Origin of the sequence: Paractinoplanes polyasparticus, from assembly GCF_019710575.1 — a bacterium.
GTDB classification, from domain to species: Bacteria; Actinomycetota; Actinomycetes; order Mycobacteriales; family Micromonosporaceae; genus Actinoplanes; species Actinoplanes polyasparticus.
The window spans coordinates 1-26,664 of sequence record NZ_JAHWFK010000050.1; the positions used below are offsets into that span (position 1 = coordinate 1).

The 26,664-nt window shown below is 70.0% G+C and carries 24 protein-coding genes; 12 read left to right on the plus strand and 12 right to left on the minus strand.

Annotated elements, in window-relative coordinates:
* Positions 1-160: 160 nt before the first annotated feature.
* A complete protein-coding gene (locus tag KXC43_RS39540) occupies positions 161-406 on the plus strand; it encodes a hypothetical protein (protein ID WP_255645631.1) in 246 nt (81 codons plus the stop codon).
* Here the strand turns inward: KXC43_RS39540 and KXC43_RS39545 are convergent.
* On the minus strand, positions 358-909 hold the full coding sequence (locus KXC43_RS39545) for a hypothetical protein (protein WP_221381375.1): 552 nt from the start codon (positions 907-909) through the stop codon (positions 358-360). The genes KXC43_RS39540 and KXC43_RS39545 overlap by 49 nt on opposite strands.
* 98 nt (positions 910-1,007) lie before the next feature.
* Here KXC43_RS39545 and KXC43_RS39550 point away from each other — a divergent pair, with 98 nt between their 5' ends.
* From KXC43_RS39550 to KXC43_RS39560, 3 genes are all read left to right on the plus strand, one after another.
* Positions 1,008-2,045 (plus strand): sensor histidine kinase, encoded by a 1,038-nt coding sequence (locus tag KXC43_RS39550; protein WP_221381376.1) that lies wholly within the window; start codon positions 1,008-1,010, stop codon positions 2,043-2,045.
* The gene (locus tag KXC43_RS39555; protein WP_221381377.1) at positions 2,042-2,692 is read left to right on the plus strand and encodes a response regulator transcription factor; all 651 of its coding nucleotides are present in this window, start codon (positions 2,042-2,044) and stop codon (positions 2,690-2,692) included. Before KXC43_RS39550 ends, KXC43_RS39555 begins: the two co-directional genes overlap by 4 nt.
* A 385-nt stretch (positions 2,693-3,077) precedes the next feature.
* Complete coding sequence (locus KXC43_RS39560; protein ID WP_221381378.1) at positions 3,078-3,833, plus strand: DUF5753 domain-containing protein; 756 nt, start codon at positions 3,078-3,080, stop codon at positions 3,831-3,833.
* A gap of 2 nt (positions 3,834-3,835) precedes the next feature.
* Here KXC43_RS39560 and KXC43_RS39565 read toward each other — a convergent pair whose 3' ends face one another.
* Positions 3,836-4,045, minus strand: a complete 210-nt coding sequence (locus KXC43_RS39565) for a hypothetical protein (RefSeq protein WP_221381379.1) — start codon at positions 4,043-4,045, stop codon at positions 3,836-3,838.
* A 280-nt stretch (positions 4,046-4,325) separates the two neighbouring features.
* On the opposite strand from KXC43_RS39565, the gene KXC43_RS39570 reads away from it, so the two are divergent.
* Both KXC43_RS39570 and KXC43_RS39575 read left to right on the plus strand, forming a co-directional pair.
* Positions 4,326-5,165, plus strand: coding sequence for a helix-turn-helix domain-containing protein (locus tag KXC43_RS39570; RefSeq protein WP_221381380.1), 840 nt, complete (start codon positions 4,326-4,328; stop codon positions 5,163-5,165).
* 28 nt (positions 5,166-5,193) lie between these two features.
* Positions 5,194-5,400 (plus strand): DUF397 domain-containing protein, encoded by a 207-nt coding sequence (locus KXC43_RS39575; RefSeq protein WP_221381381.1) that lies wholly within the window; start codon positions 5,194-5,196, stop codon positions 5,398-5,400.
* Between the two features lie 82 nt (positions 5,401-5,482).
* Here the strand turns inward: KXC43_RS39575 and KXC43_RS39580 are convergent, their stop codons facing one another.
* The 4 genes from KXC43_RS39580 to KXC43_RS39595 all read right to left on the minus strand — a co-directional run bounded on the left by KXC43_RS39580 (position 5,483) and on the right by KXC43_RS39595 (position 11,231).
* Positions 5,483-6,448: a phosphotransferase family protein gene (locus KXC43_RS39580; protein ID WP_221381382.1), complete on the minus strand. Its 966-nt coding sequence runs from the start codon at positions 6,446-6,448 to the stop codon at positions 5,483-5,485.
* Positions 6,449-6,454: 6 nt separating this feature from the next.
* Positions 6,455-8,806 (minus strand): ATP-binding cassette domain-containing protein, encoded by a 2,352-nt coding sequence (locus KXC43_RS39585; RefSeq protein WP_221381383.1) that lies wholly within the window; start codon positions 8,804-8,806, stop codon positions 6,455-6,457.
* A 75-nt stretch (positions 8,807-8,881) separates the two neighbouring features.
* Complete coding sequence (locus KXC43_RS39590; RefSeq protein WP_221381384.1) at positions 8,882-10,153, minus strand: peroxidase family protein; 1,272 nt, start codon at positions 10,151-10,153, stop codon at positions 8,882-8,884.
* Between the two features lies 1 nt (position 10,154).
* A complete protein-coding gene (locus tag KXC43_RS39595; RefSeq protein ID WP_221381385.1) occupies positions 10,155-11,231 on the minus strand; it encodes an FAD-dependent oxidoreductase in 1,077 nt (358 codons plus the stop codon).
* A gap of 31 nt (positions 11,232-11,262) precedes the next feature.
* Between KXC43_RS39595 and KXC43_RS39600 the strand changes: the two genes are divergently transcribed.
* Together KXC43_RS39600 and KXC43_RS39605 are read left to right on the plus strand one after the other, a co-directional pair.
* Positions 11,263-11,787, plus strand: a complete 525-nt coding sequence (locus KXC43_RS39600; RefSeq protein WP_221381386.1) for a TetR/AcrR family transcriptional regulator — start codon at positions 11,263-11,265, stop codon at positions 11,785-11,787.
* Positions 11,788-11,790: 3 nt separating this feature from the next.
* On the plus strand, positions 11,791-12,177 hold the full coding sequence (locus tag KXC43_RS39605; RefSeq protein ID WP_221381387.1) for a DUF6582 domain-containing protein: 387 nt from the start codon (positions 11,791-11,793) through the stop codon (positions 12,175-12,177).
* A gap of 6 nt (positions 12,178-12,183) precedes the next feature.
* Here KXC43_RS39605 and KXC43_RS39610 read toward each other — a convergent pair whose 3' ends face one another.
* Complete coding sequence (locus KXC43_RS39610; RefSeq protein ID WP_221381388.1) at positions 12,184-12,669, minus strand: hypothetical protein; 486 nt, start codon at positions 12,667-12,669, stop codon at positions 12,184-12,186.
* Between the two features lie 22 nt (positions 12,670-12,691).
* Positions 12,692-13,183: a MarR family winged helix-turn-helix transcriptional regulator gene (locus KXC43_RS39615; protein WP_221381389.1), complete on the minus strand. Its 492-nt coding sequence runs from the start codon at positions 13,181-13,183 to the stop codon at positions 12,692-12,694.
* A 55-nt stretch (positions 13,184-13,238) separates the two neighbouring features.
* On the opposite strand from KXC43_RS39615, the gene KXC43_RS39620 reads away from it, so the two are divergent.
* Positions 13,239-14,411 carry an FAD-dependent monooxygenase gene (locus KXC43_RS39620; RefSeq protein ID WP_221381390.1) on the plus strand — a complete coding sequence of 391 codons (1,173 nt, stop codon included), beginning with the start codon at positions 13,239-13,241 and terminating at the stop codon, positions 14,409-14,411.
* Here KXC43_RS39620 and KXC43_RS39625 read toward each other — a convergent pair.
* Complete coding sequence (locus KXC43_RS39625; protein WP_221381391.1) at positions 14,406-15,629, minus strand: PP2C family protein-serine/threonine phosphatase; 1,224 nt, start codon at positions 15,627-15,629, stop codon at positions 14,406-14,408. The genes KXC43_RS39620 and KXC43_RS39625 overlap by 6 nt on opposite strands.
* Positions 15,630-15,931: 302 nt before the next feature.
* Positions 15,932-16,537: a hypothetical protein gene (locus tag KXC43_RS39630; RefSeq protein ID WP_221381392.1), complete on the minus strand. Its 606-nt coding sequence runs from the start codon at positions 16,535-16,537 to the stop codon at positions 15,932-15,934.
* A 67-nt stretch (positions 16,538-16,604) separates the two neighbouring features.
* Between KXC43_RS39630 and KXC43_RS39635 the strand changes: the two genes are divergently transcribed.
* Entirely contained in the window at positions 16,605-20,630 is a 4,026-nt protein-coding gene (locus KXC43_RS39635) for a tetratricopeptide repeat protein (RefSeq protein ID WP_221381393.1), read from the plus strand.
* Here KXC43_RS39635 and KXC43_RS39640 read toward each other — a convergent pair.
* Together KXC43_RS39640 and asnB are read right to left on the minus strand one after the other, a co-directional pair.
* Positions 20,627-22,066 (minus strand): Dyp-type peroxidase, encoded by a 1,440-nt coding sequence (locus tag KXC43_RS39640; protein WP_221381394.1) that lies wholly within the window; start codon positions 22,064-22,066, stop codon positions 20,627-20,629. The two genes, KXC43_RS39635 and KXC43_RS39640, sit on opposite strands and share 4 nt — an antisense overlap.
* A 53-nt stretch (positions 22,067-22,119) precedes the next feature.
* On the minus strand, positions 22,120-24,069 hold the full coding sequence (gene asnB / locus KXC43_RS39645; protein ID WP_221381395.1) for an asparagine synthase (glutamine-hydrolyzing): 1,950 nt from the start codon (positions 24,067-24,069) through the stop codon (positions 22,120-22,122).
* 140 nt (positions 24,070-24,209) lie between these two features.
* Between asnB and KXC43_RS39650 the strand changes: the two genes are divergently transcribed.
* Together KXC43_RS39650 and KXC43_RS39655 are read left to right on the plus strand one after the other, a co-directional pair.
* Positions 24,210-24,893 (plus strand): response regulator transcription factor, encoded by a 684-nt coding sequence (locus KXC43_RS39650; protein ID WP_221381396.1) that lies wholly within the window; start codon positions 24,210-24,212, stop codon positions 24,891-24,893.
* Complete coding sequence (locus KXC43_RS39655; protein WP_221381397.1) at positions 24,890-26,617, plus strand: sensor histidine kinase; 1,728 nt, start codon at positions 24,890-24,892, stop codon at positions 26,615-26,617. Before KXC43_RS39650 ends, KXC43_RS39655 begins: the two co-directional genes overlap by 4 nt.
* Positions 26,618-26,664: the final 47 nt, after the last annotated feature.

The window sequence follows — 26,664 nt, forward strand, 5'->3', positions numbered from 1 at the left end:
CGTCGCCCGCGAGATCTACCAACTCATCACCTCAGAGCACCCAAAACCCGCCACTTGAAATCCATAGGAGCATCCCAGGGACGTGGCCGAAGCTACTCGACAATCGGCGGACAAATCGTCTTGTCCACAGGTCGCCTTTCGTCCACAGGGCGGGTTGCTGATGCGGCCGCGCCTGAGTCTGGGTGTCGCGGTCTCGGTCTTTCTGATCGGCGCCACCGACGCTGTCGCGGATGGGGCCTTCATCGCGGCGGCCTCGGCGAGTCTGGCCCCGGCTGCTGTGATCGCTTCGCTCTATCCGGCGGTCACGCTGCTGCTCAACCGCTCACTGCTGCGGGAGCGGCTGCACACCGTGCACCTCTACGGCGTCCTGGCCGCGCTCTTCGCCGTCGCCTGCCTGGCCCGCTGAGCTGCCCGCCCACCTGGGCCGCCGAGCTGCCGGATGCGGCCCCACGGCTTGTAGACGGACAGGACGGTGGCCACGCTGAGCAGCGTCAGCGAGACCACGGGCGGCATGACCAGGCTGCTCACGTCGAAGGTCACGGCCTCGCCGGCCGACAAGCTTCTCCCGTACGCCGCGACCTCCGGCATGCTGGGCCGGAGCAGCAGCAGGATCAGGGTGCAGAGCGCCACATTCAGCACCAGCTTGACGGCGACCCACCAGTAGCGGACCAGCCCCCACTTCGTGCCCAGCCCCAGCACCAGGCCGGTGACCAGGCAGACCAGCCCGGAGACGAGCATCGGCCACACCAGGAACGAGCCCAGTGCCTGATAGGCCAGGCCTCGCCGCGCGCTGTCGTCGCTGAGGGCGCCCACGCCGACCAGCACCGCCACCATCACGTCGACGCCGATCCACGCGCTCGCCGACACGATGTGCAGCACGAGCCAGAACTTGCGGTAAACGGGCACCATGCGCCCAGGGTGCTCGCCGGCGGCGGCGTGCGCGTCGGGGCAGGGACGTACGCCCACTGACGTACGCATACCGGCCGCCCGCATGGCACGGTAACCCCATGCGCGCACGCGACCTGGCCCTCCCTGTCGCTCTGGCGGCGGTCGGCCTGGCCACGCTGCCCGTGCTCGACGACCTGTCGGCCACCGACCGCCCGGTCAACGCCGTCGCTTTCGCGCTGGTGGTCGCCACCGCGGCGCTGACCGCGGTGCGTCACCGCTGGCCCGGGCCCGCCCTGCTCGCGGCGGCCGCGACCACCTCGGCGTACCTGATAACCGGTTTCCCGTACGGGCCGATCCTGCTGGCCTTCGCCGTCTGTGTCTACGGTGTCGCCCGCGCCCGGCCGGTCCGGCAGGCCGCCGCCTGGTCCGTGCCCGCACTGTTCGTGCTGTTGCTGCACCTGTTCGAAGATCCGCTGTCGGGTCTCGCTCCGGGCACCGCGTGGGTGGTGGTCCCGTTCACGATCGGCGTCGCCCGCCGCCAGGTCGTCGACGCGCAGGCCCGCGAGCGTGCCGAGGCCGAACGTCACATCGCCGACGCCGAACGGCTGCGTGTCGCCCACGAGGTGCATGACGTGGTCGGCCACGGGCTGGCCGCGATCCAGATGCAGGCCGACATCGCGCTGCACCTGCGTGACACCCGCCCCGAGATGGCCGTCGAGGCGCTGACCGCGATCAGCGCCGCCAGCTCGGAGGCGCTCGAGGAACTGCGCGCAACCCTGGCCGGGCTGGCCGAGACCCCGGGCCCGGCCCAGGCCGAGGAGTTGTGCGCCCGCGTCCGACGGGCCGGCGTCGACGTGGACCTGGTCGTCGACGGCGCGCCGGCCCCGCTGCCGCCGGCCGCTTACCGGGTGCTGCGCGAAGCGCTCACCAACGTGGTCAAGCACGCCGCCGACCCCCGCGTCCGGGTGACCATCGAGCACCGGCCGGAGAGCGTCGACCTGCGCATCTCCAATCCCGTACGGGCCACCGGCCACGCCGACGGCTTCGGCCTCACCGGCATGCGCCGCCGCGTCGAGCAGGCCGGCGGCTCCCTGACCACCGATGCGCGGGCCGGCACCTTCGCCGTCCACGCCGTCATCCCCCGGAGCCCTCGATGATCACCGTCCTGCCGGCCGACGACCAGCAACTCGTACGCCTGGGCCTGCGCGCCCTGTTCGAGTCCTCCGACGGTTTCGCGGTGGTCGCCGAGGCCGCCGACGGCCTGGCCGCGGTGGCCGAGGCCCGGCGCACCCGCCCCGACGTCGTCCTCATGGACATCCGCATGCCCGGCATCGACGGCCTCGAGGCCACCCGTCGCATAGTCGCCGACCCCGCCCTCGCCACCACCCGCGTCCTGGTGCTGACCACTTTCGAACACGACGAGTACGTCTTCACGGCCCTGCGGTCCGGCGCGAGCGGCTTCCTGCTGAAGAACACGAGCCCGCCCGCCCTGCTCGACGCCGTCCGCACCATCGCCGACGGCGGCGCCCTCCTGGCCCCCTCGGTGACCCGCACGTTGATCCGCGAGTTCACGGCCGCGGCGCCCCGCCCGCTCACCCCGCACCCCGACCTGACCCGCCTGACCGACCGCGAACGCGAGATCGTCGCGCTGGTCGCCCGGGGCCTGAACAACCACGAGATCGCCGCCCACCTGACCGTCAGCCCCGCCACCGCCCGCACCCATGTGAGCCGGGCCATGACCAAGCTCGGCGCCCGCGACCGTGCCCAACTGGTCGTCTTCGCCTATCAGTCCGGCCTCGCCTGAGGCGACCGCGGCGGACGCGCTTGTTGATCCTGGGAAGAACACTCGAATTTCCCCGAAGAGACAAATTCCGCAAGCTGGACGCTCGCGTTTCCGAGGCGTCACACGGAAGGGCGCTCGAGGTCGCGGGATCGGCGCTGAAAGGACGGAATTTCAGGCGACCTGCGCGATTATACGGGATTTCTCCGGCGACCGGAACTCCGAAATGTCGGCACGCACTCCGGTCAATGCCGTTGCCGAGATTCCCCGTACTCCACGCGTCCCGGTATTGCTGAATCCGGCAAGTCGATAGGTAGCATGGTGCTGCCAGTAGTTGCCGATCTTGAGCCGACGAGAAGAGGCCGCCACCACGCCGATCCGTTTCGCCAAGCCCTGAGGAGCTGATCGCATGGATCCCCGCCCCACCTTGCGGAACCGGCTCAGAGGAGCACGGACGGACTCCGGCGCGAGCCCGCAGCAACTGGCCGCGGCCCTGGGATGGTCGCTCGTCGATTTCCTCGCGGTCGAAGCGGTCGCCGGCGGCATCGACGACGGCCGGCTGTCAGCCTTGCTCGACCACTACGGCCTGGCCGACCAGCGGATCCCGGCGTCCGGCCTCGGGGAGGACGTGCTGAGCCGGGAAGTCCGGTTGCTCGCCACCTACGAGCAGGAAGCTTCCAGCATCCGCACCTTCGAGCCGTACGTGATCCCGGGGCTGCTGCAGACCAGGGAGTACGCCGAGGCAGCGCTCAGTTTCTTCGCCACCGCCGGGACTCTCGAGCCCTTGGTGCAGGCCCGCCTGGCCCGGCAGGTGCTTCTCGCTCGCGACGACGGTCCGGCGATGCGCTTCGTGATCGACGAGTCCGCGCTGCACTGCTGGGAGGGGGCCGCCGGTGACGGGCCGCGGATCATGCGGGCCCAGATGGACCGCCTGCGGCAGCTCGCGGCGCACCCGGGCCTGGACATCCGGGTGGTGCCCTATCGAGCCGGTCTCCACGAGGGAATCAAAGGCCCGTTCGTCATTCTCGAGCAGCCGGACCTGCTTTATCTGGAGGACGCGAAAGGTGACGTCGTGCGGGCCGGGCCGGAAGAGGTCCGCGCTCATCGTGAACGCTTCGACGTCTTGTCCGGCCTGGCCGTTCCGCTTCTGACAGCGTGGGCCTGAGCTCAGGCGAACAATGACAGAATCACCAGCAAAAGGGCGATGACAGCGAGCACGACCGCCAGCCCCATGGCGGCCGCCGATTTGAGCACCTCCGCCACCGGCCGCAGCGACCGTGCGATCAGCCGGAGCGCGAGCATGATGAGGATGGCCGCGCCGACGACCATAACTATTGAGGCGTCGTGTTCGGGCGGCGGCTGTTGTGCGGACAGCACGAGTACTAGACTTTTCACCGGCTCGTCCTTTCGATCCGTGTGACCGGCTTGGCGGGACAGTTGGACAAGTGAGCACCTCCGGTGGCAGCCGGGGGTGCTCGTTCCGTTCGGGCCTCTGGGCCTACGTTCAGTTTGCGTGGCAACACGCCGAGTTGGCAATTGCCAAAACTCAGGTTGACACACTATGTTTTTCCGGCGGCGCCGTTGCCATCTGACGCCTTGACAATGATCACGGCGCAGTGGTAGGAGTTGACGGGTGACTAGGCGGAGCAGCCCAACGGTGCGCAACCGTGAACTCGGTGCGCTCCTCCGGCGGTACCGCGAGGCCAAAAACCTCACCGCTGCTCAGGTCGCGAAAGACGTGGGCCTGTCCCCCGCCGCGATCAGCCGGCTCGAAACCGCCTCCCGGGCGTCACCGCGCTCCGGGGCGCCGAATGTCCGCGCGCTCTGCAGCTACTACGGGCTCGACGATCGCACCACCGAGCGGCTCGTCCAGCTGGCCAGGGAAGGCTCCCAGCCGGGCTGGTGGCAGCGCTACGACCTCGAGTCACCGACGGCGACCTACCTGGACCTGGAGACCGCCGCCGTTTCCATCGACAACTTCGAGGCGTCGGTCGCACCCGGCCTTCTGCAGACGCACGACTACGCCCGAGAGGTGATCGCCCCGCTCCGGCTGCATTTCTCGGCCGATCAACTGGCCGAGACGGTGGAGTCCAGGATCCAGCGTCAGCGGATCCTGACCGGCGACAGCCCTCTGCAGTTCCGCGCGGTGATCGACGAGACAATTGTGCACCGGGTCGTGGGCAGTGCTGCCGTGCTGCGGGAACAGCTGATTCATATAAGACAGCTCGCGACCGATCTACCGCATGTCTCCGTTCAGATCCTGCCGTTCTCCGCCGGCGTGAACCCGGGGCTGGACGGCCCGTTCTCGGTTCTCGAATTCGCCGAGGACCTGCTGCCGCCCGTGATCTACACGGAGGGCCAGCTGGGCCAAATTTTCGAGGACGAACCGGAAGAAGTCGAACGTATCCGGCGGGCTTTCGGTACGCTGACCGACCTCGCCCTCGATGCCAGACGCTCACTGAAATTGATCGACGAACGTATCCGCGACCTATCCTAGAAATCAGGGAAACGACATCATGAGCCTGATGAACATCGACCGTGAAGCGCTTGCCTGGCGCATTGCCGAGCGCAGCGCCGGTGGTAATTGTGTGGAGATCGCCCGAACGCGGGACCTCATTGCGGTGCGTAACTCGAAGCGTCCGGAAGGCGAGATGGTTCTTTATACCCAACCGGAATTCGCGGCGTTCCTGGACGGGGCCAAGAAGGGCGAATTCGACGACCTCCTGGACTGACCGGAGGCCATGAGCACCACACGTCGATCAGTCGGTGAGGGGACGGGCGGCAACCGCGAAAGGTTGCCGCCCGTCCGTCGTCTCAGAGGGCGGCGACAGCCTCGGAGAGGCGGGCCCGGGCCCACTGCTGCTGCGGGGAGCCGGCCCGGCCCCGGTAGGCCGACTCGATGACCATCGTGGCGGTCAGATAGAGGTTGTAGAGGCGGCGCCGGGCGCGTTCGTTCGCTGTGAAAGCGGCCTTGCCGTAGCCCCGGACGAAGGCGGTGGGATTGCCGAAGGACGGTTGCTCGGTGGCGACGAACCCGGCCTCGATGAGCGGGTCGCCGTAGAACGCCCGCTCGTGGTCGATGACGCAGACGATCCGGCCGTCGCGCACCAGGACGTTGCTCGACCACAGGTCCCAGGCCACGAAACGCGGACCTGTGACCTCGTCGAGGCAGTCGGCGTGGGCAGCGACGAGCGCGCGCAGACCGGCGTAGTCGAGTTCGACCGCGCGCCGCTCGCCGTCGTGCAGGACATCGGAGACCATGCCGAGGAAGCACTGCCGCCAGGTGGCGACGCCGGGACCGTCGAGCGGGCCGAAGGCCGGGCCGGTCAGGGCGTTCAGGGAGCGGGTCGCCGCGCCCACGGCCACGTCCAGCTTGTCCTGCTCGCAGGCTGACAACGACGAGCGGATCACTCCGTAGTTGTCGGCGTCGACGTAGGGCATGACGAACCAGTCGGCGTCGACCAGCTCGCGGGAGCTGTCCGCGAAGTCGACCGTGGGCACCGGCACATCCGTTCCGGCCAGGAGGGCGAGCGCCGCCAGCTCAGTGGCCATCGCCCGGCGTTCGTACGTCATCACCTCGACCCCGGCGGGCGGCGCGACCTTGAGGACGGCCTGGTAGCCGTCGCGCAGGCGCAGGCGGTAGGCGACGTTGAACCAGCCGTGGCCCAGTTCGTGCACCCAGTCGGCCGTACCGGAAGGAACCTGATCTTTGCCGTAGGCGCGCGCCACCATCGCTCGCAGCGTGTCGAGCGACTGCCGGTTCTTGGTGATGCTCTCCATCGTGGCTCAGGATCCTACGTAGTCCGCCAGGTGTTCGCCGGTGAGGGTGGAGCGGGCCGCGACCAGGTCGGCCGGGGTGCCCTCGAAGACGATCCTGCCGCCGTCGTGGCCGGCGCCGGGGCCCAGGTCGATGATCCAGTCGGCGTGGGCCATGACCGCCTGGTGGTGCTCGATGACGATCACCGACTTGCCCGATTCGACCAGGCGGTCGAGAAGCCCCAGCAGATTCTCCACATCGGCCAGGTGAAGACCGGTGGTCGGCTCGTCGAGGATGTAGACGCCGCCTTTCTCGGCCATGCGGGTGGCCAGCTTGAGCCGCTGCCGCTCGCCGCCCGACAGCGTGGTCAGCGGCTGACCCAGCTTGAGGTAGCCGAGGCCGACGTCGGCCAGCCGCACCAGGATGGCGTGCGCGGCCGGGATCTTCGCGTCGCCGGCGGCGAAGAACTCGACGGCCTCGCTGACCGGCATCTCGAGCACCTCGCTGATGTCCTTGCCGCCGAACTTGTATTCGAGCACCGACGCGTCGAACCGCCTGCCCTCGCACACCTCGCAGGTGGTGGCCATGCTCGCCATGACGCCGAGGTCGGTGTAGATGACGCCGGCGCCGTTGCAGTTGGGGCAGGCGCCCTCGCTGTTGGCGCTGAAGAGCGCCGGCTTGACGCCGTTGACCTTGGCGAAGGCCTTGCGGATCGGTTCCAGCAGGCCCGTGTACGTGGCCGGGCTGCTCCGCCGCGAGCCGCGGATCGCCCCCTGGTCGACGGCCACCACGCCCTCGCGCGGCGCGACCGAGCCGTGGATCAGCGAGCTCTTGCCCGAGCCGGCCACGCCGGTGACGACCGTCAGCACGCCGAGCGGGATGTCCACGTCGACGTCGCGCAGGTTGTGGCTGTTCGCGCCGCGCACCTCGAGCGTGCCCGACGGCTCGCGCACCTTGTCCTTGAGCGAGGCGCGGTATTCCAGGTGGCGGCCGGTGAGCGTGTCGCTGGCCCGCAACCCGTCGAGGCTGCCCTCGTAGACGACCTGGCCGCCCCCGCTGCCGGCGCCCGGGCCCAGGTCGACGATGTGGTCGGCGATCGCGATGGCCTCGGGCTTGTGCTCGACGACCAGCACCGTGTTGCCCTTGTCGCGCAGCTGGACGAGCAGGTTGTTCATCCGCTGGATGTCGTGCGGGTGCAGGCCGATGGTGGGTTCGTCGAAGACGTACGTGACGTCGGTGAGCGCCGAGCCGAGATGCCGGATCATCTTCGTACGCTGGGCCTCGCCGCCCGACAGCGTGCCGGACGGACGGTCGAGCGAGAGGTAGCCGAGCCCGATCTCGACGAACGAGTCGAGGGTCTCGCCCAGCGCCGTGAGCAGCGGCGCGACCGACGGCTCCTGGAGGTCACGCACCCACTCGGCGAGGTCGCTGATCTGCATCGCGCAGCAGTCGGCGATGCTGATCCCCTTGATCTTGGAGGAGCGGGCGGCTTCGCTCAGCCGCGATCCGTCGCACTCGGGGCAGGTCTTGAAGATGGCCACCCGTTCCACGAAAGCGCGCACGTGGGGTTGAACGGCGTCGAGGTCCTTGGACAGGAAGGATTTCTGGATGGAGGGGATCAGACCCGCGTACGTCAGATTGATGCCCTCGATCTTGACCTTGGTCGCCTCGCGGTAGAGCAGGTCGTCCATTTCCTTCTTGGTGAACTTCTTGATCGGCTTGTCGGGGTCGAAGTAGCCGACGCCGCGGAAGATGCGGCCGTACCAGCCCTCCATGCTGTAGCCCGGGATCGTGATGGCGCCCTCGTTGAGCGACTTCTCCTCGTCGTACAGCTGGGACAGGTCGATGTCGTTGACCGAGCCGCGCCCCTCGCAGCGTGGGCACATGCCGCCCAGCAGGCTGAAGGTGCGCTTCTCCTTGACCTCGCGGCCGCCCTTCTGCAGGGTGACCGCGCCCGCGCCGCTGACCGAGGCGATGTTGAACGAGAAGGCCTGGGGCGAGCCGATGTACGGCTTCCCGAGCCGGCTGAACAAGATGCGCAGCATGGCGTTGGCGTCGGTGGCCGTGCCAACGGTGGAGCGGACGTCACCGCCCATCCGCTCCTGGTCGACCAGGATGGCCGTGGTCAGACCGTCGAGCACGTCGACGTCGGGCCGCGCCATGGACGGCATGAAATTCTGCAGGAAGGCGCTGTAGGTCTCGTTGATCAGCCGCTGCGACTCGGCGGCGATCGTGCCGAAGACCAGCGAGCTCTTGCCCGAGCCGGAGACACCGGTGAACACCGTGAGACGCCGTTTCGGGATCTCGACGCTGACGTCCTTGAGGTTGTTCACGCGTGCGCCGTGCACGCGGATCATGTCGTGGCTGTCGGCGTCGTGCATCCCCGGCTCCCTCGTTCGTCGGCTTCCCCGGGAACTCTAGGCAGGTGGTACGACACTCTGCTTCTCGATTCCTGATCAGGGAATGAGCAAGTCTGCCAGGTCGAACGAATCGCCGCGGGCACGCAGCACCGGCTGCCAGTCCGGTTCCAGACTCAGGTAGCTCGCCGGATCGGCCCGCAGCAGCCCCAGCAGCACCTCGGCCACGATCCGGCCCCCGACCGGGCCGAGCCGGTCACCGTGCTCGGCCTCTTTCAAGATGTAGAACCAGAGCGGCGTGCCGTGCGGCCAGTCCTCCGTCACATCAAGAGGCTCCAATCCCATCAGCCGGGCCACGGCTTCGCCGCTGGGCAGCCGGGTGGTCTCGCCGCGCAGCAGGTCGCGGACGGCCAGCGAGCGGTAGGCGCTGGTATCGACGACGCCGGTGACCTGCTCGGGCAGGCCGATCAGGCTGCGCGCCAGGCGGCCGTCCAGGCGCTTGGCCCGCTGGGCCGGCGGGCGGCCGGGCACGTCGAAGATCTGGGCGAGGTCGATGCGCTGGGCCGGGTCGAGCGGGCCGAAACCGACCAGGTCGGGGAAGAGCGGCACCTCGGGTCCGCCCTCGACCAGCCGGTAGGTGTGCCGGATCTGGCCGTGTCCGTAGCGGAAGGCGGCGTCGGCGAACTCGAGCGGGATGAAAGCCTCACCCTTCGCCGGCCGGAACCAGCGGCCGCCCTCGGCCAGCACTTCCTTGGTCAGCTCGGCACCGACCAGGCGGGGCAGGAAGTCGTTCACGATCACCCATTGGTAGTGCCACGTGAGGGTGACGCGGGCCGCGTCGCCTACAAGATCAACGAGGCGGTTGTGCGCTTTGAGGAGGGCTACGTGGAGGGCGAGGGCGAAGCGGTGCGAGTCGTTGCGCGGGTCGCCGATCAGGGCGACGCCCTGAGAGTTACGGGGCACGTCGTCGCCGACCAGGAACTTCGCGGGTTCCCGGACGTCGAACAGGAACGGCGAGCCGACCGGGCCGTCGGAGTACAGCATCTCGAGGTCGAGCATCGGCGCGCGGGCGTTCTTGAGCGCGTCGGTCGCGGTGCCACCCATCAGGGCCGACCGGTCGGCGGTGATGTCGTGGGCGATGAGCTGGCCGAAGAACGGCCATCCCGCGGCGCCGGCGGCGTCGTCGCCGCCCGGCGCGAGCTGGTCGAGGACGGCGGCGGCGTCGCACACACCGCCGCTGTCGCCGGCCCGCATCAGCAGCTCGGGATCGGCGCCGAGCGGCTCCAGGCCGTCGAACATGCGGCCGTACCGCGCCGCGCCGGTCGGCCGGTCGACAGCCCGGACGAGGCTGAGACAGTGGTTGACGGTCATGTCAGCTACGACCGGACAGCGCCCCCGGCTGTGACCAGTCCTGGACGGCGGCCAGCTGTCGGGCGACCGCGGACGCCGGGGTCAGGCGCAGCAGCGTGTCACGTAGCGGGTTGCGGCTCTGCAGCAGACGTCCCATCAGGCGGGCCCGGCGGGCGATGGCCTGGGTGCGGGGCCGGCGGTTTTTGTCGTACGCGGTGAGGGCCTCCCCGATGGGCCGAGTGCACAGCAGACGACTGAGGGTGGCCGCGTCCTCCAGGGCCATGTTGGCGCCCTGGCCGAGGTCGGGGGTCATGGCGTGAGCGGCGTCGCCGAGCAGCACGGTGGTGCCGAGCACATAGGACGCGAGCGGCTTCGCGAGGTCGTGGATGTCGGTGCGCACGACGGCGGCCGGGCCGGTGGCGTCGAGAACCTCGGCGATCGGCGCGTGCCAGCCCCCGAAGCGGCGGCGGACCTCGGCGAACTCGTCCGGGAAGGCCGTGCCGGCCGGCATCGACGCCACCCCGAACCAGTAGACGCGTCCGTCGGGCAGCGGCGCGAGGCCGAAGCGCTCACCCCGGCCGAGCGACTCGCCGGCCCCGCCCAGCAGGTCGACCGGTCGCAAGGTGACACCGCGCCAGCTCGTGTAGCCGCTGTAACGGATCTCCGTGCCCCGCGTGGGCGACCGCAATCCGTCGGCCGCGACCACCACGTCGTAGCCGGTCAAAGGCTCGACGACATTTTTCCCGTACGCGATGGTGCCCGGCCCGAGCGCGTCGGTGAGCACGCGGTGCAGGTCGGCCCGGTGCACGACGCGCAGCTCGCGGACGGCCCCCGGCGGCGTGGTGGCCAGCCAGCGCCCGTCACGCCGGCGCGACCCCGCGGTCAGCGCCTGCTCGGGCCCGGCAATGGCGCGGACGGCGTCGCCCAGGCCGATGGCGTCGAGCGCCCGGAATCCGTTGGCGAACAGCGAGAGGCCCGCCCCGACCTGCGAATCCGGGGCCGAACGCTCGAAGACGGAGACATCCCACCCGTGCCGCTGAAGGCCGACGGCAGTGGCGAGGCCGCCGATGCCGGCCCCGATGATCGCAACTCTACTCATGTAGAGGACTCTACGCGTGTAGAGTTGCCGTGTGAAGGTGTCCCCGAACACAGACCGTCGCGAGGCAATCGCCGACGCGGCCATCTCCCTGGTGGCAGCCGAGGGCCTGCGGTCGCTGACGCACCGGGCGATCGACCGGGCCCTCGACCTGCCGGCCGGCTCGACGTCGTACTACGCCCGCACCCGCCGCCAGCTGATCGAGCTGATGGTCCACCGCCTGGCCAACCGCACCGTGGCCGACATGGCTCCCGGCCCGGCCTCCCTGCTCGACCGGCTCGCCGCGCGGGCCGCCGACCACCGCGTCCGGTACGCCCTGCTGGTCGACCTGGCGGACGACGCCGAGTTGCATCCGCTGCTGACCACCGCCTCGCCGGCCCGAGCCCAGTTCCTGGCCGCCGCCGAAACCACCCTGGCCCAGGCCGGCGTGGCCGACCCCGCCCGCCACGCTCCCGCCCTGATCGCCCTGGTCGACGGCCTGCTCTTCGACCGTGTGGCCGGCTCCCGGGTGGAGAACGCGGACGAGGTGATTGCGGCCTACCTGCGGGGTATCCGGTAGACCATGGCCACCGGAGAACCCCTGGACGCCGAGGACCGGAACGCGATGCCGGACAGTGCTTTCGCCTTCCCCCGCGTCCGCAAGGAGCCCCTCAACGACGCCCGCCACGTGCGCAACGCGCTCGCCCGCTTCGACCAGGTGCGCGACGTCACCGACCACGAACGCGACGAGGCGTTCCAACGCATCAAACGCGCCGCCGCCAAGTTCGGCGTCGACATGACCGAAGACAGCTGGCGAGAGCTCGGCAAGCCCGCCAAGGCCCGGCGCTCGTCCGACAAACCCCGCACCCAGGCCCCCAAGAAGGACCTTTACGCCGAGGCCCAGCGCAAAAAGATCCCCGGCCGCAGCACCATGACGAAGGACCAGCTCATCGAGGCCCTCCGCAAATAGCTCAGCTCAGCTCGTCGGCCGGACGGGGAGGCGTTCGCCGGCCAGGAGGCGGCGGCCGCCTTCGACCTTGGCGTCGGTGGGGTCTCGGAAGTGCCACAGCCGGGCCAGTATCTCGGCCTCCGTCCAGCCGTAGCCGGCCTCGAAGTAGGCATTCATCTCGAGCTCGCCCGGGGCGGGCGGGGGACTTTTCGTGGGGGCGGTTCTGGGAGCGTCCGGCCGGATGGTGGGTGCTGGGGATGAGGGAACGGCGGCGCTGGGAGTCGCGGCTGGGGGCAGGGCTGCCACGCCGCCCTGGATGAAGGTGTGCATCTGGACCAGGCCGGCGACCAGGCCCGCGCTGAGCACGACGCTGCCGGCCGAGCGCAGGATCAGGCTGCGGCGGCGGTAGATCTGCGCGAGCAGTTCAATCCTGGCCCAGACCGTGGCCTGGTCGGGAGCCAGGTACTCGTGCTCCTCCATCGCGTAGCGGAGCCGTTCCTCGTGGTCGCACACATCTGCTTGGACGCGGCTGACCTCACGTTTGTGCAGTTCCGCGGCGGTTGGCCTCGTCGGCGTAGTCGTTCATCGCGGCGCTCACGGCGGTGAGCAGGGTCTCGAACTGGGCCAGCACCTCGGGTGGGTAGCGGCTCATCACGGTGGCCATCCGGTCGGCCAACGGGTCGACGAAGCGGTGCAGCAGGGTCTCGACGCTGTCGGCGGCGATCAGGGTGATCACCCGGCGGTCCCGGGTGTCGCGGACGCGGCGGATGTGGCCGGCCGTTTCCAGGCGGTTGAGCAGGGTGGACGTGGCGCCGGGGGTCAGGCCGACGCGCCGGCCGAGCTGGGTCTGGGTGAGCGGGGCGCCCCTGTCCTGCGCGCCGAGGATCTCGACCAGCGCGGTGGCGTCGGTGACGTGCAGGCCGATCGCGCTGCCGAAACGGCGGCCGAGTTCGCCGTACGCCAGGCCGTGGTCGTGCAGGGCCTCGAGCAGGCGGGCTCGCTGGGCGTCGGACACGGAACCTGCCATGGCCAAACCGTATCAGCGCTTGATAGTTTGATGGTGGAACTATCGAGGAGGCCTCTTGAGCGCACGGGTTCTGGTCACGGGAGCGAGCATCGCGGGTCCGGCGGCGGCATACTGGCTGGCCGAGGCCGGTTTCGACGTCACGGTGCTCGAACGCGCGGGGGCACTGCGCGAGGGTGGGCAGAACATCGACGTACGGGCCACCGGGCGCGAGGTCATCCGGCGCATGGGCCTCGAGGAGGCGGTGCGCGGGCGTAACACCGGCGAGCTGGGCACCCGGTTCGTCAACGAGGCGGGCGCGGTGATCTCCGAGTTCCCGGTGGGCGGGGACGACGGACCGACCGCGGAACTCGAGATCCTGCGCGGCGCGTTGTCGCGGCTGCTGGCCGAGGCGTGCCCGGGGAGCGTGCAGTGGCGGTTCGGCGACGAGATCACCGCCGTCGACCAGGACGAGCGGGGCGCCGCGGTGACCTTCGCCTGCGGCGGGCGGGAACGCTTCGACCTGGTCGTGATCGCCGAGGGCGCCGGCTCGCGTACGCGAGAGCTGGTCTTCTCCGACGAGCCGCGGGAACGCGCGCTGGGCATGTACGTCACCTACGGCACGATCGAGCGCGAACCTCAGGACGACAACTGGTGGAAGTTCCTGGTCGTGCCGGAGGCCCGGCAGGTCTCGCTGCGGCCGGACGACGTCGGCACCATGCGGGCGATGCTCAACTTCCGTGCCGACACCCCGGTGCTGGCGGGTCTGAGCGCGTACGAGATCCGGCGCGAGCTGTGCAAGAAGTTCGCCGACCTGGGCTGGGAGGTGCCGCGCATCCTGGACGGCTTCGAGATCGCCGATGACCTGTACGTCGAATGGCTGCGGCAGGTCCAGGCCGCCACCTGGCATCGCGGCCGTGTCGTGCTGCTCGGCGACGCGGCCTGGTGCGTCACCCCGATCGGGGGCGGCGGCACGTCGCTGGCCCTCACCGGCGCGTACGTGCTGGCTGCCTTCCTCTCGGAGGGTGATCACGGGCAGGCCTTCGCCCGCTACGAGCAATGGATGCGCCCGCTCGTCGACGACGCCCAGCACCTGCCGCCCGGCGTCCCCCGGATCGCCGCCCCGGAAAGCTGGGCCGGCGTACAGGCGCTGCGCTGGGGCACCCGCGTGGCGGCCCTGCCGCTCGTCCGCACTCTGGCCGGCCGGCTGACCTCGAGCCCGGCCGGCGGGCGCGAGCTGCCCGGCCTATAAGCGGCCGGGAATGCGGACGGCGAGCATGGCGATGTCGTCGGCGCGGTCGCCGGGCAACTCGGCGGCCAGGCGGGTGAGCAGGTCACGCGGCATGCCGAAGTTGCGGATGGACAGGCGGCGGTAGAAACGGGCGAAGCTCTCGTCGATGGTGTGCGCCCGGTTCTCGACCAGGCCATCGGTGTGCAGCAGCACCGTCGAGCCGGCCGGCAGCGGCGCCGTGTAGGTGTGACGAGGGGTGCCGAGGCGGGCGCCGAGCAGCATGTCGTTGCCGGTCAGCGGGCGCACCTGGCCGTCGGGCTGGATCACCACGGGCGGCGGGTGCCCGGCGTTCGACCAGCGCAGACGGTGGCCGCCGTTGGGCGCGCGGTCGATGAACGCGACCACCGCCGTGGCCATGGTCGGCTCCCCCAGCGCGTGGTTGGCCGCGTCGAGACGGCGCAGCACGGCCGACGGCGGTTCACGGCGGTCGACCAGGTAGGCCCGCAGCATGTTGCGCAGCTGGCCCATCTTGGCCGCGGCGGCCGTGTCGTGGCCGACCACGTCGCCGATGACCAGGGCCAGCCGGTCGTTGGAGCCGGGGATCACGTCGTACCAGTCGCCGCCGACCCGCTGGGCCGCCGCCGCCCGGTAGTAGGCGGCCAGGTCGTAGTCGTCGACGTCGGGCAGCTGCGACAGCATCGCCCGCTGCAGGGTCTCGGTGACCGCGGCGCGGGCGTCGTGCTTGACCGCCCGGTCGAGCGCCTGACCGATGTAGAGGGCGAGCGTGGCGATGACGGCCCGGTCGAAGACGTAGAACGTCTGCGGCTCGTCCCAGGCGATCAGCACGGCGCCGGCCTGATCGGGCAGCGGGGCGCAGACCGCGGCCTGCCAGCCGAGCTCGTCGAGCGCCTCGGCCAGTCCCGGGTGGACGATCATGAGGTCCATCGGGCTCTCGTGGTACTGCGAGCGCCGGTCGCGGATAGCCGTGCCGGTCAGCGTGTCGGAAACGGCCTTCGCCGCACCCCCGCGCGGATTGGGAGTGATGCCGGCCAGAACCACGGCGGCGTGCGTAGCGGACAGCGAGTCGCGCAACAGGGCCGGCACGGTCGCCAGGACGTCAGCCGTGGTCGACGTGGCAGCCAGCGCTTCGCTGGCGTGCAACAGCAGGCGGCTGCGGCGCAGGGCGGCGTCGCTCTGAACGGTCGGTTCCAGCAGGACGGGATTTCGCTCGGTCATCATCGGTCTGCTCCCCCCAATTTCTTGGTTAGAGCCTGCCGACCCGAGCGCTTCCGTGCATCCGCCATATTACTGTCGTGTTCCCCGCGACCTTGTCGTCAGCGCTGCCCTTTGCTCATGTTTTGAGATAGACGGTAGGCAGTTGCACCCCGGTCAGAATTCGGCTCACCTCGAGCTCAGGTGTCACCGGGCCGGGGTTGACCAGCACGAGAAGGCCGGCCAGGCGAGTCGGGGTGCGGAGCTCTGCCCCACCATCTGACCGCAGCGCGGTCAGGGCACCGCCACCGGCACCCTGACCGCAGGGTTCAGCTCGGGCAGCGGTCGTCGCAGCTGCCGATCGGGAAGATTATGTCGGCGCTGTCGCGCTCGGGCGGGTAGAACGCGTCGAAGCTGACGGCGACCCAGTCCCCAGCCTTGACCGGACGGGACCATTTCATCACGTACTTGTCGTCGTAGTAAGCGACAGTCGCCTTCGTTTTCAACTGGCCCTTCGGGCGCGGGTCCCAATACTTGATCGAGATCATGCAGTTGCCTTGATCGTCGCCCGGGAAGTCGACGACATGCTGCCGCTTCTCGACGCGAAACCACTGGTCGAGCACGACCGTGCCGAGTTCGGGCGCGTCCAACGCCGGGATGCCCTCTTCGCACGAGACGTCGGCGAGCTTGCCGGCCCCGGTCTCGGGGTCGAACGGCTGCTTGGCCAGAATCATCCCGGTCTGCCACGTCGCGCCACCCCGAGTCGGCGGCGGCGATGCCGCCTGGATGCGGCGGAAGAGCGCAGGCGGGCCACCGGCTTCATCCGTCAGCGGGACACCTTGCGGATAGCCCACCGGAGCGCCGAAGGCGAACCGCAGCGAGTGGATACACGCTCCGGTCAACTGGAACGTAGCGTCGCTGCTCCAGACAGTCATGGTCTGCTCCCCTTTGCGACAGGCGCGCTGAGAGTAATGATTGGTCCCCGTCAGTACGATTCGAAGGGTGGCCGCACAAGGCGTGGCGCAGCAGCCGTCGACGACACCATCGTCACAGATCGTGAGTGAGCTGGCCGCGACCTGGCGGTCCTACCTGCCCGAACATACGGTGCGGCTGCTCCTGACCGCCGAAAGTGTCAGTAACCCGCCAGTAACCCAGCGGGCCGAGGCGGTCGTCCTCTACGCCGATGTGGTCGGCTTCACGGCTCTGGCCGGGAGCTTTGCCGGCTCGGGCAGCTATGGCACCGAGCAGCTCACCCGCATCATCAACAACTGGTTCGCCGTCACCGCCGACGCCATCGCCGCGTCCGGTGGGAGCGTGGTCGACTTCGCGGGCGACGCGCTGGTCGGCATGTTCGACTACACGCCCGAGACCGCGGCCGCCGTGGCTCGTCGGGCGATCCGGTGCGCCGAGCTCATTCGCGAGGCCACCGCCGAGGTGCCGCCGGTGCCGACGCCGGATGGCGCGCGCTCCTTGACGATCCGAGTCGGCATAGCATCCGGCCCTGTTCTTCTGATGCTCCTGGGCGACCCCGAAACCCGGCTACAGCACCTGATCGCCGGTCCGGCGCTCGCGAGTGCGATCGACGCGCTGCACCGAGCCGACCGGGGCGGCATCGTCGTCGACGAGGTGCTCCAGCGGGTCGCCGGCCCCCTCGCATCGCCCGCGCCGCCTTACGCTCCGCCGGCGCCGCCGCCGGCCGAGCTCGAGCGGCTGATCGAGCCCTTCCTGCATCCGGCCATCCGTACGAGACTTCGATTCGGGCGCCACGAGTTGGTCAACGAGCATCGCAAGGTCACCACCGCTTTCGTGCAGCTACCCGACCTGTCGATCGACGACCCGACGACAGTTGAGGCGTTGCAGTCCTATCTGGCCGCCGGAGTCAAGGTCATCGACCGGTACGGCGGACATCTTCGCCACCTCATGGCCGACGACAAAGGAACCGTGCTGGTGGCCGTGTTCGGCACGCCGGTTAGTCACGAGGACGACGAGGAACGGGCACTGCGGTGCTGCCTCGAGCTGCTGGCCCTGCCTGGCGGAGCCGACCGAGGCGGGGTTACCACCGGTCCGGTCTTCTGCGGTGAGGTCGGGTCGGACGTCCGCCGGGAGTACGCCGTTGTCGGTGATTCGGTCATCCTGGCCTCGCGCCTCATGCAAGCAGCTCCACCGGGACACCTGCTACTGGACACCGCCACTTTTGAGCGGGTACGCGATCTGGTCGTTACCAACGGGCCGATCGAGGTGCTCGCCAAGGGTAAGACCGAGCCGGTTCCGGGTTGGGTCGTCGCTGGGTTGCGGGACACCGTAGCGAAGAGTCCTCTGCCGTCCCCCGTGTCCGGTGCGCTGGTCGGTCGTGCGGTCGAGATGGCCCAGTTGCGCGAACTGGTGCTCGAGGTGAGCGTCGGCCGGGGGCGGGTGATCTGGCTGTACGGCGAGGCGGGCGTCGGCAAGACGCGGTTGGCCGGAGAGATGTGCCGGATGGCCGCGACGGTCGGCTTCACGGGCTACAGCGGCAGTTGCCGGTCCCACCAGACCAGTTCCAGCTACCTGGTGTGGCACTCCATCTGGCGGGAGCTGCTCGAGATCGACCCGGAGCTTGATCTTGATGAGCAACGGGAGGCGCTGACCGCGCGGGTCGCCCGCTATGACGGCACGGGGCAGCGGGCGCCGCTGGTCGCCGCCGTGATCGATCTGCCGATGCCGGACAATGATCTCACCGCCCAGCTCGACCGCACCGGCCGAGACGTGCTGCTGCGCTCGACGTTGCTGGCCTGCCTGCGCGAGCGAGCCAAGCAGGGGCCGCTGGTCCTCGTGCTCGAGGACTGTCACTGGATCGACCCGGCCTCGCTGAGCCTGCTCGAGCTCATCACCAGCCGGCTCGCCGAGCTTCCCGTCCTGCTGCTGGCCACGTCACGGGAGTCCGCTCCCGACTCGCTCGTCGAGACGGAGCACGTCACAGGTCTGAGGCTGCTTCAGATGACCGGTCCGGACGCCCGGCGACTGGCCACTCGACGCCTGCACGACCGCTATGGGCCGGACGCGTTCATCGCCGCCGAGTTGATCGACCAGATCTACGACCAAGCCGGCGGCAACGCGTTCTACATCGAGGAGCTCGTCGCCTATCTGCACGGCAACGGCATCGACCCGTCGGATCCGGCCGGGCTCGCCGCGCTGCAGGTCCCCGGCAGTCTCCAGCGGCTGGTGATGGCACGCATCGACCAGTTGACCGATGATGAGAAGGCCGCCATCAAGGTGGCCAGCGTGATCGGGCGCCGGTTCCAGCCACCGTGGATCGCCTCGGTCTATCCGGCGGCCGGGTCGGCCTCCGAGGTTGCCGCCCATCTCGTCCGGCTGGACATGTTGGAGCTCACCCCGCAGATCGCGGCATTGCCCGAACCGGAGTACGAGTTCAAGCACCCGATCACCCAGGAGACGGCCTACCAGAGCATCGCCTATGACACTCGTGCCTCCCTGCACGAGCGGGCCGCCCTGTTCATCGAGGATTCGTTCGCCGACCGCCTCATCCAGTACGTCGATCTGCTCGCCCACCACTACGCGCGTACCGACCGTCTCGATAAGCAGATGATCTGGTTCCGCGCAGCCGGCGACAGGGCTAAGGCGCTCTACGCCAACAAGGCGGCCACCCACTATTACGGCCGGTTGCTTCCCTTGCTGCCCGAAGCCGACCAGGCCGCGTTGCACATCGAGATCGGCACCGTGCACCACCTCATCGGACAGTGGACCGAGGCCGAGCGTCATTACCGTCTGGCGTTGCGGGCCGCGGAGTCGACCGGACGCCGCGACATCGTCGCCGCCAGTCAGCGGCAGCTCGGTGACCTGCTCACCTACACCGGGTCGCAGGCCGAAGCCGTGAGCTGGCTGGAGCGCGCCCTGGCCGGCTTCGAGAGGCTGGGTGACGCGGCCGGCCTGTCACGCACCATGGACCGAATGACGTTCGCACTGCATCGTCAGGGCGAATACGGCGAGGCGGTCGCCATGGCGCAACGGCACCTCGCCATGGCGACCGAGGCCGGCGATCTGCCGGCGATGTGTGCGGCGCTCATCCACCTCGGCATGTGCCAATTCCATCTGGGCAACGTCGACGAGGCACTCGAACACCTGAGCCGGTCGCTGAAGACGGCGGAACAGGCGGGCGACCGGCAATGGATGCTGCACGGCGCCAACAACTTGGGGGTGGCGTTCCACCGCAACGCTGATCACAACCAAGCCGTCGCGCTCTACATGCGGGCGCTGGCCGTCGCCCGCGATATCGGCGCTCGGCCGACCGAGGGCCTCACCGTCGGCAACATGAGTGGAATCTACCGGGAGGAAGGTGACTTCGTCCGGGCCCGCGCGTGCGCCATCTATTCGCTGCGCGTAGCTGTCGAGCTGCGGGACTGGATCTGCGTCGTCGACCAGATGAGTGGTCTAGCCGCGATCGACGAGGCCGAGGGTCGGCCCGACGAAGCGCAACGCTTGCTGGAACGCGCCATTCCGCTGGCGCGCGAGCTGGATGCGCCACACTACCTCTGCGACTCGTTGCACCGGCTGGCCCGGCTTCACCTCAACGCGGGCCGGCTGCCCGTGGCCGAGCGACTGAATTCCGAGGCGCTGCGCGTCGCCGAGGAGCACGGCGAGAGGGACACGCAGCTCGATGCCTTCATCCTGGCAGTGCGGCTACGGGTCGACCGCGGCGACATCACGTTGGGCTTCGCGGCCGGCGCGCTGCGCAAGGCCGCCGAGCGGTGGACGGCGCCGCACGAGGTCGCGGCGCTACTCGACGCGGCCTGGCGCGCAGATCCGAACGACGACGATGCTCGGCGGACTGCCGCTGACATCTACCGGACGCTCTACGGGCGGGCGCCCACTCTTGAATACCGCCGCGCCTACGAGCGGCTCACCGGCGTGCGCCTGTCGCCCGGCAACCCGCTGCCGGATCTGCCGGAGTGGATCGTTGCGAACACCGGGCCCGGCCTCGAGGTTCTGCTCGACCGGATCGAACGCACCTCGGGGCGGGCCGCCGCGTCCTAGCTGTCGAGGCTTTCGCTGCCGGCGAGGCGGTGCAGGGCCGGCAGGGAGGGCGCGAACGCGTAGACCGCGCCCGTCGTCGTGACGAAGCCGCCGTACGCGGGCTTGGGGATCTTGTTGACGACGGCGGCTGGTAGACGCCTGGCCGCGTCTTCGTGCTTGTCGCCCAGCACGGGGTCGAGGCCGTCGATGCGGGGTGGTTCCTCGGCGGCGGACCGGCCGTAGGCGACCAGCGAGCTCGTCGGAAAGCCGGGGGCCTGGGCCCAGCTGCGCTGGATGAACTCGTACTGGTCCTCGATGCTGCTCAGGTAGGAGTTGAAGGCGATGCCGCGTGGCTCGTTGTCCGGGTGCTCGCTGTCGTAGACCGGGCCGAAGGGCAGGCCTCGGCGCAGCATCTTGCGGCCTCGGTCGCGGAAGACCTCGTCGTCCCTCGGATTCATCTTGCGGATGTGGGCGTAGAACGGGGTCTTCTCGCCGTCGGGATCGTCGGCGAACGTGAAGTCGTTCTCCTCGCCCGGCTTGGCGTCCGGCCTTGCCAGCGGTTTGCCGTCGAGGCGCCGACCGAGAGCCCGGGCTGCCGCCTCCTGCGGGGTCTGGCCGGGGGCCGCCAGCTCGGCCATCCGGTTCCACCAGCCGGGTACGTCCTGCACCAGCCGGCGGAACACCTGGAACGAGCCGCCCTGCATCCACCTCGCCGGGACGGGGCGCTGCTTCCACGTCGGTGGGCGGCGCTCGCCGGGGCAGCCGAGGATGAACTCGCCGGCCGCGATGACCGGGGAGCCGAAGTGCGCGCCGGGATCGGGGAAGCCTTGAACGGCCGGTTGAGAGATGCCGTCGGCGAAGCCGAAGTGCTCGATGCGGTGGCCGTCGGCCTCGTCGCGATGCACGACGCCGAACTGAGTGTAGAGCTCCTTGAGGCCGGCGCCGGTAGCGTCGGCCAGCTCGCGCCGCACCGCGTCGGCGATCGTCTGCTCGTCGCCGGCGGCGATCGTGAGCAGGGCGTCGACCGAGGGCCCGACGCCGCCGACGACCCAGTGCAGCGGGTCGCTTCCGCCGGTGTCGCCGAGCAGCGCCGGCGTGGTGGTGAGCCGATTGGCCTCGTCGAGGCGGGGGCCCAGCGGCCCGGCCCAGAAGGCCTCGTAGGCGGCCAGCCGGCCTGCGGTCTCGGGATGCAGGACGACCAGGCCAGGCGCGGTGAGGCCGACGTTGAGCAGGGTGTGGCCGGGGACGAGCCGTGTCTCGCCCCGAGGCGCCCGCGGCGGTACGTCGATGGTACCGGTGACGCGGGCCGTCACGCCGGCCAGCCAGCGGCGGGCGCCGGCCTGGTCGTTGGCGAACGACAGGGCCAGGAAGGCCTGGTGCCCGCCGCCGAACGGACGCAGGATGTTGCCCTGGATCTGCTCGGGACGGGCCAGCGGTGAGTCGGCGGGTGTCGCCATGGCTCGGGTACCCCCTCGGTCGAGTTCGGCGCGACCGATGGTAGTCCCGGTTGTTACTGACCAGTCAGGACTGTCGTGATTCGGTCGTTCGCGTAAGAGCGGGCCGGCGGGGTGAGGCTGACTGAGAGCGGCGCCGGGCGGATCGTCCGGTCGACGAAGATGGCCCACCACAGGCAGAACATGGCGACCGTCCACACCTTGCGGGAGTTGTCGGCGTGGCCGGCACGGTGTTCGGTGAGCAGGCGCAGCGCGTAGTCGACGTCGATCAGGTGGCGGGGGGCGGACCCGGAGATGAGGCCGCCGATCCAGTCGCCGATGCCGCCCTTGAGCCACAGCCGGGTCGGGGTCGGGAAGCCGAGCTTGCGGCGTTCGCGCACCGACTCGGGGACGATGCCCCGCATCGCCTCGCGCAGCGCGTGCTTGGTGGTGGTGCTGTGCGGGGGGAGTTTCATCTCGGTCGGCAGGCCGGCCGCGGCGGCGTAGACGGCCGGGTCGAGGAACGGCACGCGCAGTTCGAGCGAGTGGGCCATGGACATGCGGTCGGCCTTGCAGAGGATGTCGCCGGGCAGCCAGGTGTGCAGGTCGACGTACTGCATGGAGGCCACGTCGTCGACGTCGGCTGTCTCCGCGTACAGGTGGCTGGTGATGGCCGTGTGCGAGTCGGCCGTGAAGCGCAGCAGCTGGGCCTTCTCCTCGGGGCTGAAGATGCGGGCGTTGCCGTAGTAGCGCTCCTCGATCGGGGTGGTGCCGCGTTCCAGGAAGCTGCGGCCGCGCATCCCCTCGGGGATGGCGTGGGCCAGGCCGCGCAGGCCGCGCTTCATGCCGTTGGGCAGCCGCTCGATGGACGACAGGGACGACGGCTCGCGGTAGATGGTGTAGCCGCCGAACAGTTCGTCGGAGCCCTCGCCGGAGAGCGTGACCGTGACGTAGCGCGACGCCGTCTGGGCCAGGAAGTAGAGCGGGACCAGCGACGGGTCGGCCACCGGGTCGTCCAGCAGGTGGACGATGCGGGGCAGTTCGCGGATCACGTCGTCCTCGGTGACCACGGTCGGGGTGATGCGCAGACCCAGCTGGGCCGCGGTGTCCTGGGCGATCTCGATCTCGGAGTAGCCGTCGGCCGCGAACCCGGCCGTGAAGACGTGCAGGTCGGGCTTGACCTCGCGGGCCAGGGCGACGACGGCCGACGAGTCGACGCCGCTGGACAGGAAGGCCCCGACCGGCACGTCGGCGTGCAGGTGCTTGTGCACGCTGTCGCGCAGCGCGTCGCGGATGGCCGCCTGGGCGTCCTCGGGGGTGCTGTGCAGGGGCCGCAGCTTGGGGCGGAAGTAACGCTCGGTGCGTACGCCGCCGCCGGCCGTCCAGGTCAGCCGGTGCCCGGGCGGCAGGCGGCGGATCTGGCGGTGGAGGGTGAGCGGGTCGGGCACGTACTGGAAGGTGAAGTAGTGCGCGAGGGCGTCGGTGTCGATGGACGGGCCGGAGCCGCCGGCGAACGCCAGCAGGGCCTTGCGCTCGCTGGCCAGGAAGAGGCCGTCGACGGTCTCCAGCAGGTACAGCGGCTTGATGCCGAAGGGGTCGCGGGCCGCGTGCAGGGTGCCGGTCCACTGGTCGTAGGCGACGAAGGCGAACATGCCGCGCAGCCGGGGCAGCGCGCCCGGTCCCCAGAAGTGGAACGCCGCGGCCAGCACCTCGCTGTCACCCTCCGTGGCGAAGGTGGCGCCGTGCTCGTTGATCAGCTCGGCCCGCAGCTCCCGGTAGTTGTAGATCTCGCCGTTGAAGACGACGGTCCACCGGTCGCGGTAGTGCACGGGCTGGGCGGCCTCCTCGCGGTCGATGATCGCGAGCCGCTTGAAACCGAACGCGGCGCCGTCGGTGAACTCCACACGCGTGTCGTCCGGGCCGCGGTGGTGCATGGTCTCCAGCGCGGCGGAGAACGCGTCAGCGGTCGCCCGGTCCGGCGTGCCCGCGCCCGGGCGGCTGCTCACGAAGACGTTCAGCCCACACATGGTGTTCCTCCCCTGTCGGTTGACCGGGAAGTTAGGCCGGAATCTGTGAAGAACTTGTGGGGCCATCGGTATCGGTTCAGTTCTTCATCGGAATCTCACATTCGTTGGTGGGGGTGGCGCGGCACGGTCACAATCGCGGCGTGACCGCACGTATCCTCGTGGCCGACGACGACCCGAAGCACGCCCAGCTCATCCGCCTCTACCTCGAGAAGGAGGGGCACCAAGTCATCACCGTGGGTGACGGCCGTTCTGCGCTCGACGTCGCCCGGGCCCGCAAGCCCGACCTGGTTGTGCTCGATGTGATGATGCCGCTGGTGGACGGCCTGGACGTGTGCCGCATCCTGCGCGCCGAGTCGTCGGTGGCGATCATCATGGTCACCGCCCGCTCGTCGGAGAACGACATGCTGCTCGGGCTCGACATCGGCGCCGACGACTACCTGCCCAAGCCGGTGAGCCCGCGCGAGCTGACGGCCCGGGTGCGGGCGCTGCTGCGCCGCACGGGCACGGCCGACGGTCCGTCGTCGATCCTGCGGGTGGGCGAGCTGGAGGTGGACGCGGGACGGTTCGAGGCGCGGGTGCGCGGCGCCGCGGTGACGCTCACCGCCAAGGAGTTCGGCATCCTGGAGCTGCTGGCCCGCGAGCCGGGCCGGGTCTTCACCCGGGGCCAGATCATCGACAAGACGTTCGGCTTCGAGCACGACGTCTCGGCCCGCACGGTCGACGCGCACGTGGTCAACCTGCGCCGCAAGATCGAGGACAATCCGGCCGAGCCGCGCTACGTGCAGACCGTCTACGGCCGGGGTTACCGGATGGCCGAGCAGTGAGTTTCCGCCTGCGCATCTTCGTGCTGGTGCTGCTGGTGGCGTCGACCGCGATCGGCGCGACGGCCTGGCTCACCCTCAAGCTGAGCTCGCGCGAGGTCAGCCAGGCGCTGGAGGCGCAGAACCGGCACCGGACCGACATCATCGCGGAGATCCAGCGGTACGGGTTGCGGCACGGCCGGTGGCCCGGGGTGGACCGTGTGGTCGGCGACCTGTCGGAGCGCACCGGTCTGCACATTCAGCTGCAGACGGCCGAGGGCGAGGTGCTGGTCGACTCGGACATCCAGGCCAACCGCCCGTCGGGGCCGGTCCAGCCGGTGGCGTACGACATCGACCCGCTCCCGGTGCCGCGGTTCTCGCCGACGGCGCACCGGGGGTTGCGGCCGCCCGACCTGGCAAGGACCAACTACATTCCGAAAAACGTGTTCGGGCCGGCTGACGCGGTGCGCGACGGCCCGGCGACGCTCACCCTGCGACAGGCCGCGCAGTACCGGGCGGGCCTGGTGCTGGTGCGCTGCCTGGCTGACGTCACGGGAGCCGAGCCCGCGCTGGGGCTCGACGCAGCCCCCTACGTGACTGAGCAGCAGCTCACGCAGTCGCCCGAGTGCCTGCGCAAGGCCACCGAGAAGGTGGTCGGCGACCGGTACTGGTTCCAGGGCTACTGGGACTACCTGGTGCGGTGCGAGCGGCTCAAGCCGGGCGAGGGCATGGACGTCGACCTGACGAACACGGCCTGCCTGCGGGGCGCCTTCAACGACACCGTGGTCACCAGTGCGGCCGTGCCGCTGTTGCTGTATCTCGGCGGTCGCAACACGGTCGAGGTGGCCGACTTCGGGCGCCCGGCCCTGCTCGGCGCGGCCGGTCTGCTGATCGTGGCGCTGGCCGGCACGTTCCTGATCGCCCGGCAGGTCAGCCGCCCGGTGCGCCGGCTCACGGGCGCCTCCATCCTGCTCGCCGCGGGCCAGCACGACGTCCGGGTGCGCGACGAGGGCCACGGCGAGCTGGCCCAGCTGTCCCGGTCGTTCAACGCCATGGCCCGGGCGGTGCAGGAGAGCGAGGAGCGGCAGCGCCGGCTGGTGGCAGACGTGGCCCACGAGATGCGGACGCCGCTGTCCAACCTGCGCGGCTATCTCGAGGGCCTGGCCGACGGCGTGATCGAGCCCAGCCGGGAGCTGTTCGTCTCGCTGCACGAGGAGACCATGCTCCAGCGCCGGATCCTGGACGACCTGCAGGTGCTGGCCCTGGCCGAGGCGGGCGACCTGGGCTACACCCGTACGCCGACCGACCTGGCCGAACTGGCCGCGGCCGGGGTGACCGCGCAGCTGGCGGTGGCCGCCACGGCCGGGGTCACGCTCGAGGTGGAGGCGGCCGCGCCGGTCTGGGTCTCGGCCGACCAGGACAGGATGCGCCAGGTGCTGGGCAACCTGCTGACCAACGCGATCCGCTACACCGACCGCGGCGGGCGGGTCGTCGTCCGGACCCGGGCCGAGGCGGGCGAGGCGGTGCTGTCGGTCGAGGACACCGGCGTGGGCATCGCGGCCGGCGACGTGCCGCACGTCTTCGAGCGGTTCTGGCGGGCCGATCCGGCCCGGCAGCGTGCCACCGGCGGCAGCGGCCTCGGCCTGACCATCGCTCAGCGGATCGTCACCGACCACGGTGGCCGCATCGAGGTGGTCAGCCGTCCCCACCTGGGCACGACGTTCACGGTGCGGTTCCCACTGTCCTGAGGCGGGACGGAAAGATCCCCGCGCTGCTTTCGACTGATGACGCAAAA

Coding starts and splice junctions, on each gene's coding strand:
- KXC43_RS39630 (WP_221381392.1), bottom strand. CDS start 16,537: ATGACTGTCTGGAGCAGCGACGCTACGTTCCAGTTGACCGGAGCGTGT.
- KXC43_RS39640 (WP_221381394.1), bottom strand. CDS start 22,066: ATGGCGACACCCGCCGACTCACCGCTGGCCCGTCCCGAGCAGATCCAG.
- KXC43_RS39590 (WP_221381384.1), bottom strand. CDS start 10,153: ATGACCGTCAACCACTGTCTCAGCCTCGTCCGGGCTGTCGACCGGCCG.
- asnB (WP_221381395.1), bottom strand. CDS start 24,069: ATGTGTGGGCTGAACGTCTTCGTGAGCAGCCGCCCGGGCGCGGGCACG.
- KXC43_RS39615 (WP_221381389.1), bottom strand. CDS start 13,183: ATGGCAGGTTCCGTGTCCGACGCCCAGCGAGCCCGCCTGCTCGAGGCC.
- KXC43_RS39560 (WP_221381378.1), top strand. CDS start 3,078: ATGGATCCCCGCCCCACCTTGCGGAACCGGCTCAGAGGAGCACGGACG.
- KXC43_RS39625 (WP_221381391.1), bottom strand. CDS start 15,629: ATGATGACCGAGCGAAATCCCGTCCTGCTGGAACCGACCGTTCAGAGC.
- KXC43_RS39605 (WP_221381387.1), top strand. CDS start 11,791: ATGGCCACCGGAGAACCCCTGGACGCCGAGGACCGGAACGCGATGCCG.
- KXC43_RS39585 (WP_221381383.1), bottom strand. CDS start 8,806: ATGCACGACGCCGACAGCCACGACATGATCCGCGTGCACGGCGCACGC.
- KXC43_RS39595 (WP_221381385.1), bottom strand. CDS start 11,231: ATGAGTAGAGTTGCGATCATCGGGGCCGGCATCGGCGGCCTCGCCACT.
- KXC43_RS39540 (WP_255645631.1), top strand. CDS start 161: ATGCGGCCGCGCCTGAGTCTGGGTGTCGCGGTCTCGGTCTTTCTGATC.
- KXC43_RS39575 (WP_221381381.1), top strand. CDS start 5,194: ATGAACATCGACCGTGAAGCGCTTGCCTGGCGCATTGCCGAGCGCAGC.
- KXC43_RS39580 (WP_221381382.1), bottom strand. CDS start 6,448: ATGGAGAGCATCACCAAGAACCGGCAGTCGCTCGACACGCTGCGAGCG.
- KXC43_RS39550 (WP_221381376.1), top strand. CDS start 1,008: ATGCGCGCACGCGACCTGGCCCTCCCTGTCGCTCTGGCGGCGGTCGGC.
- KXC43_RS39545 (WP_221381375.1), bottom strand. CDS start 909: ATGGTGCCCGTTTACCGCAAGTTCTGGCTCGTGCTGCACATCGTGTCG.
- KXC43_RS39555 (WP_221381377.1), top strand. CDS start 2,042: ATGATCACCGTCCTGCCGGCCGACGACCAGCAACTCGTACGCCTGGGC.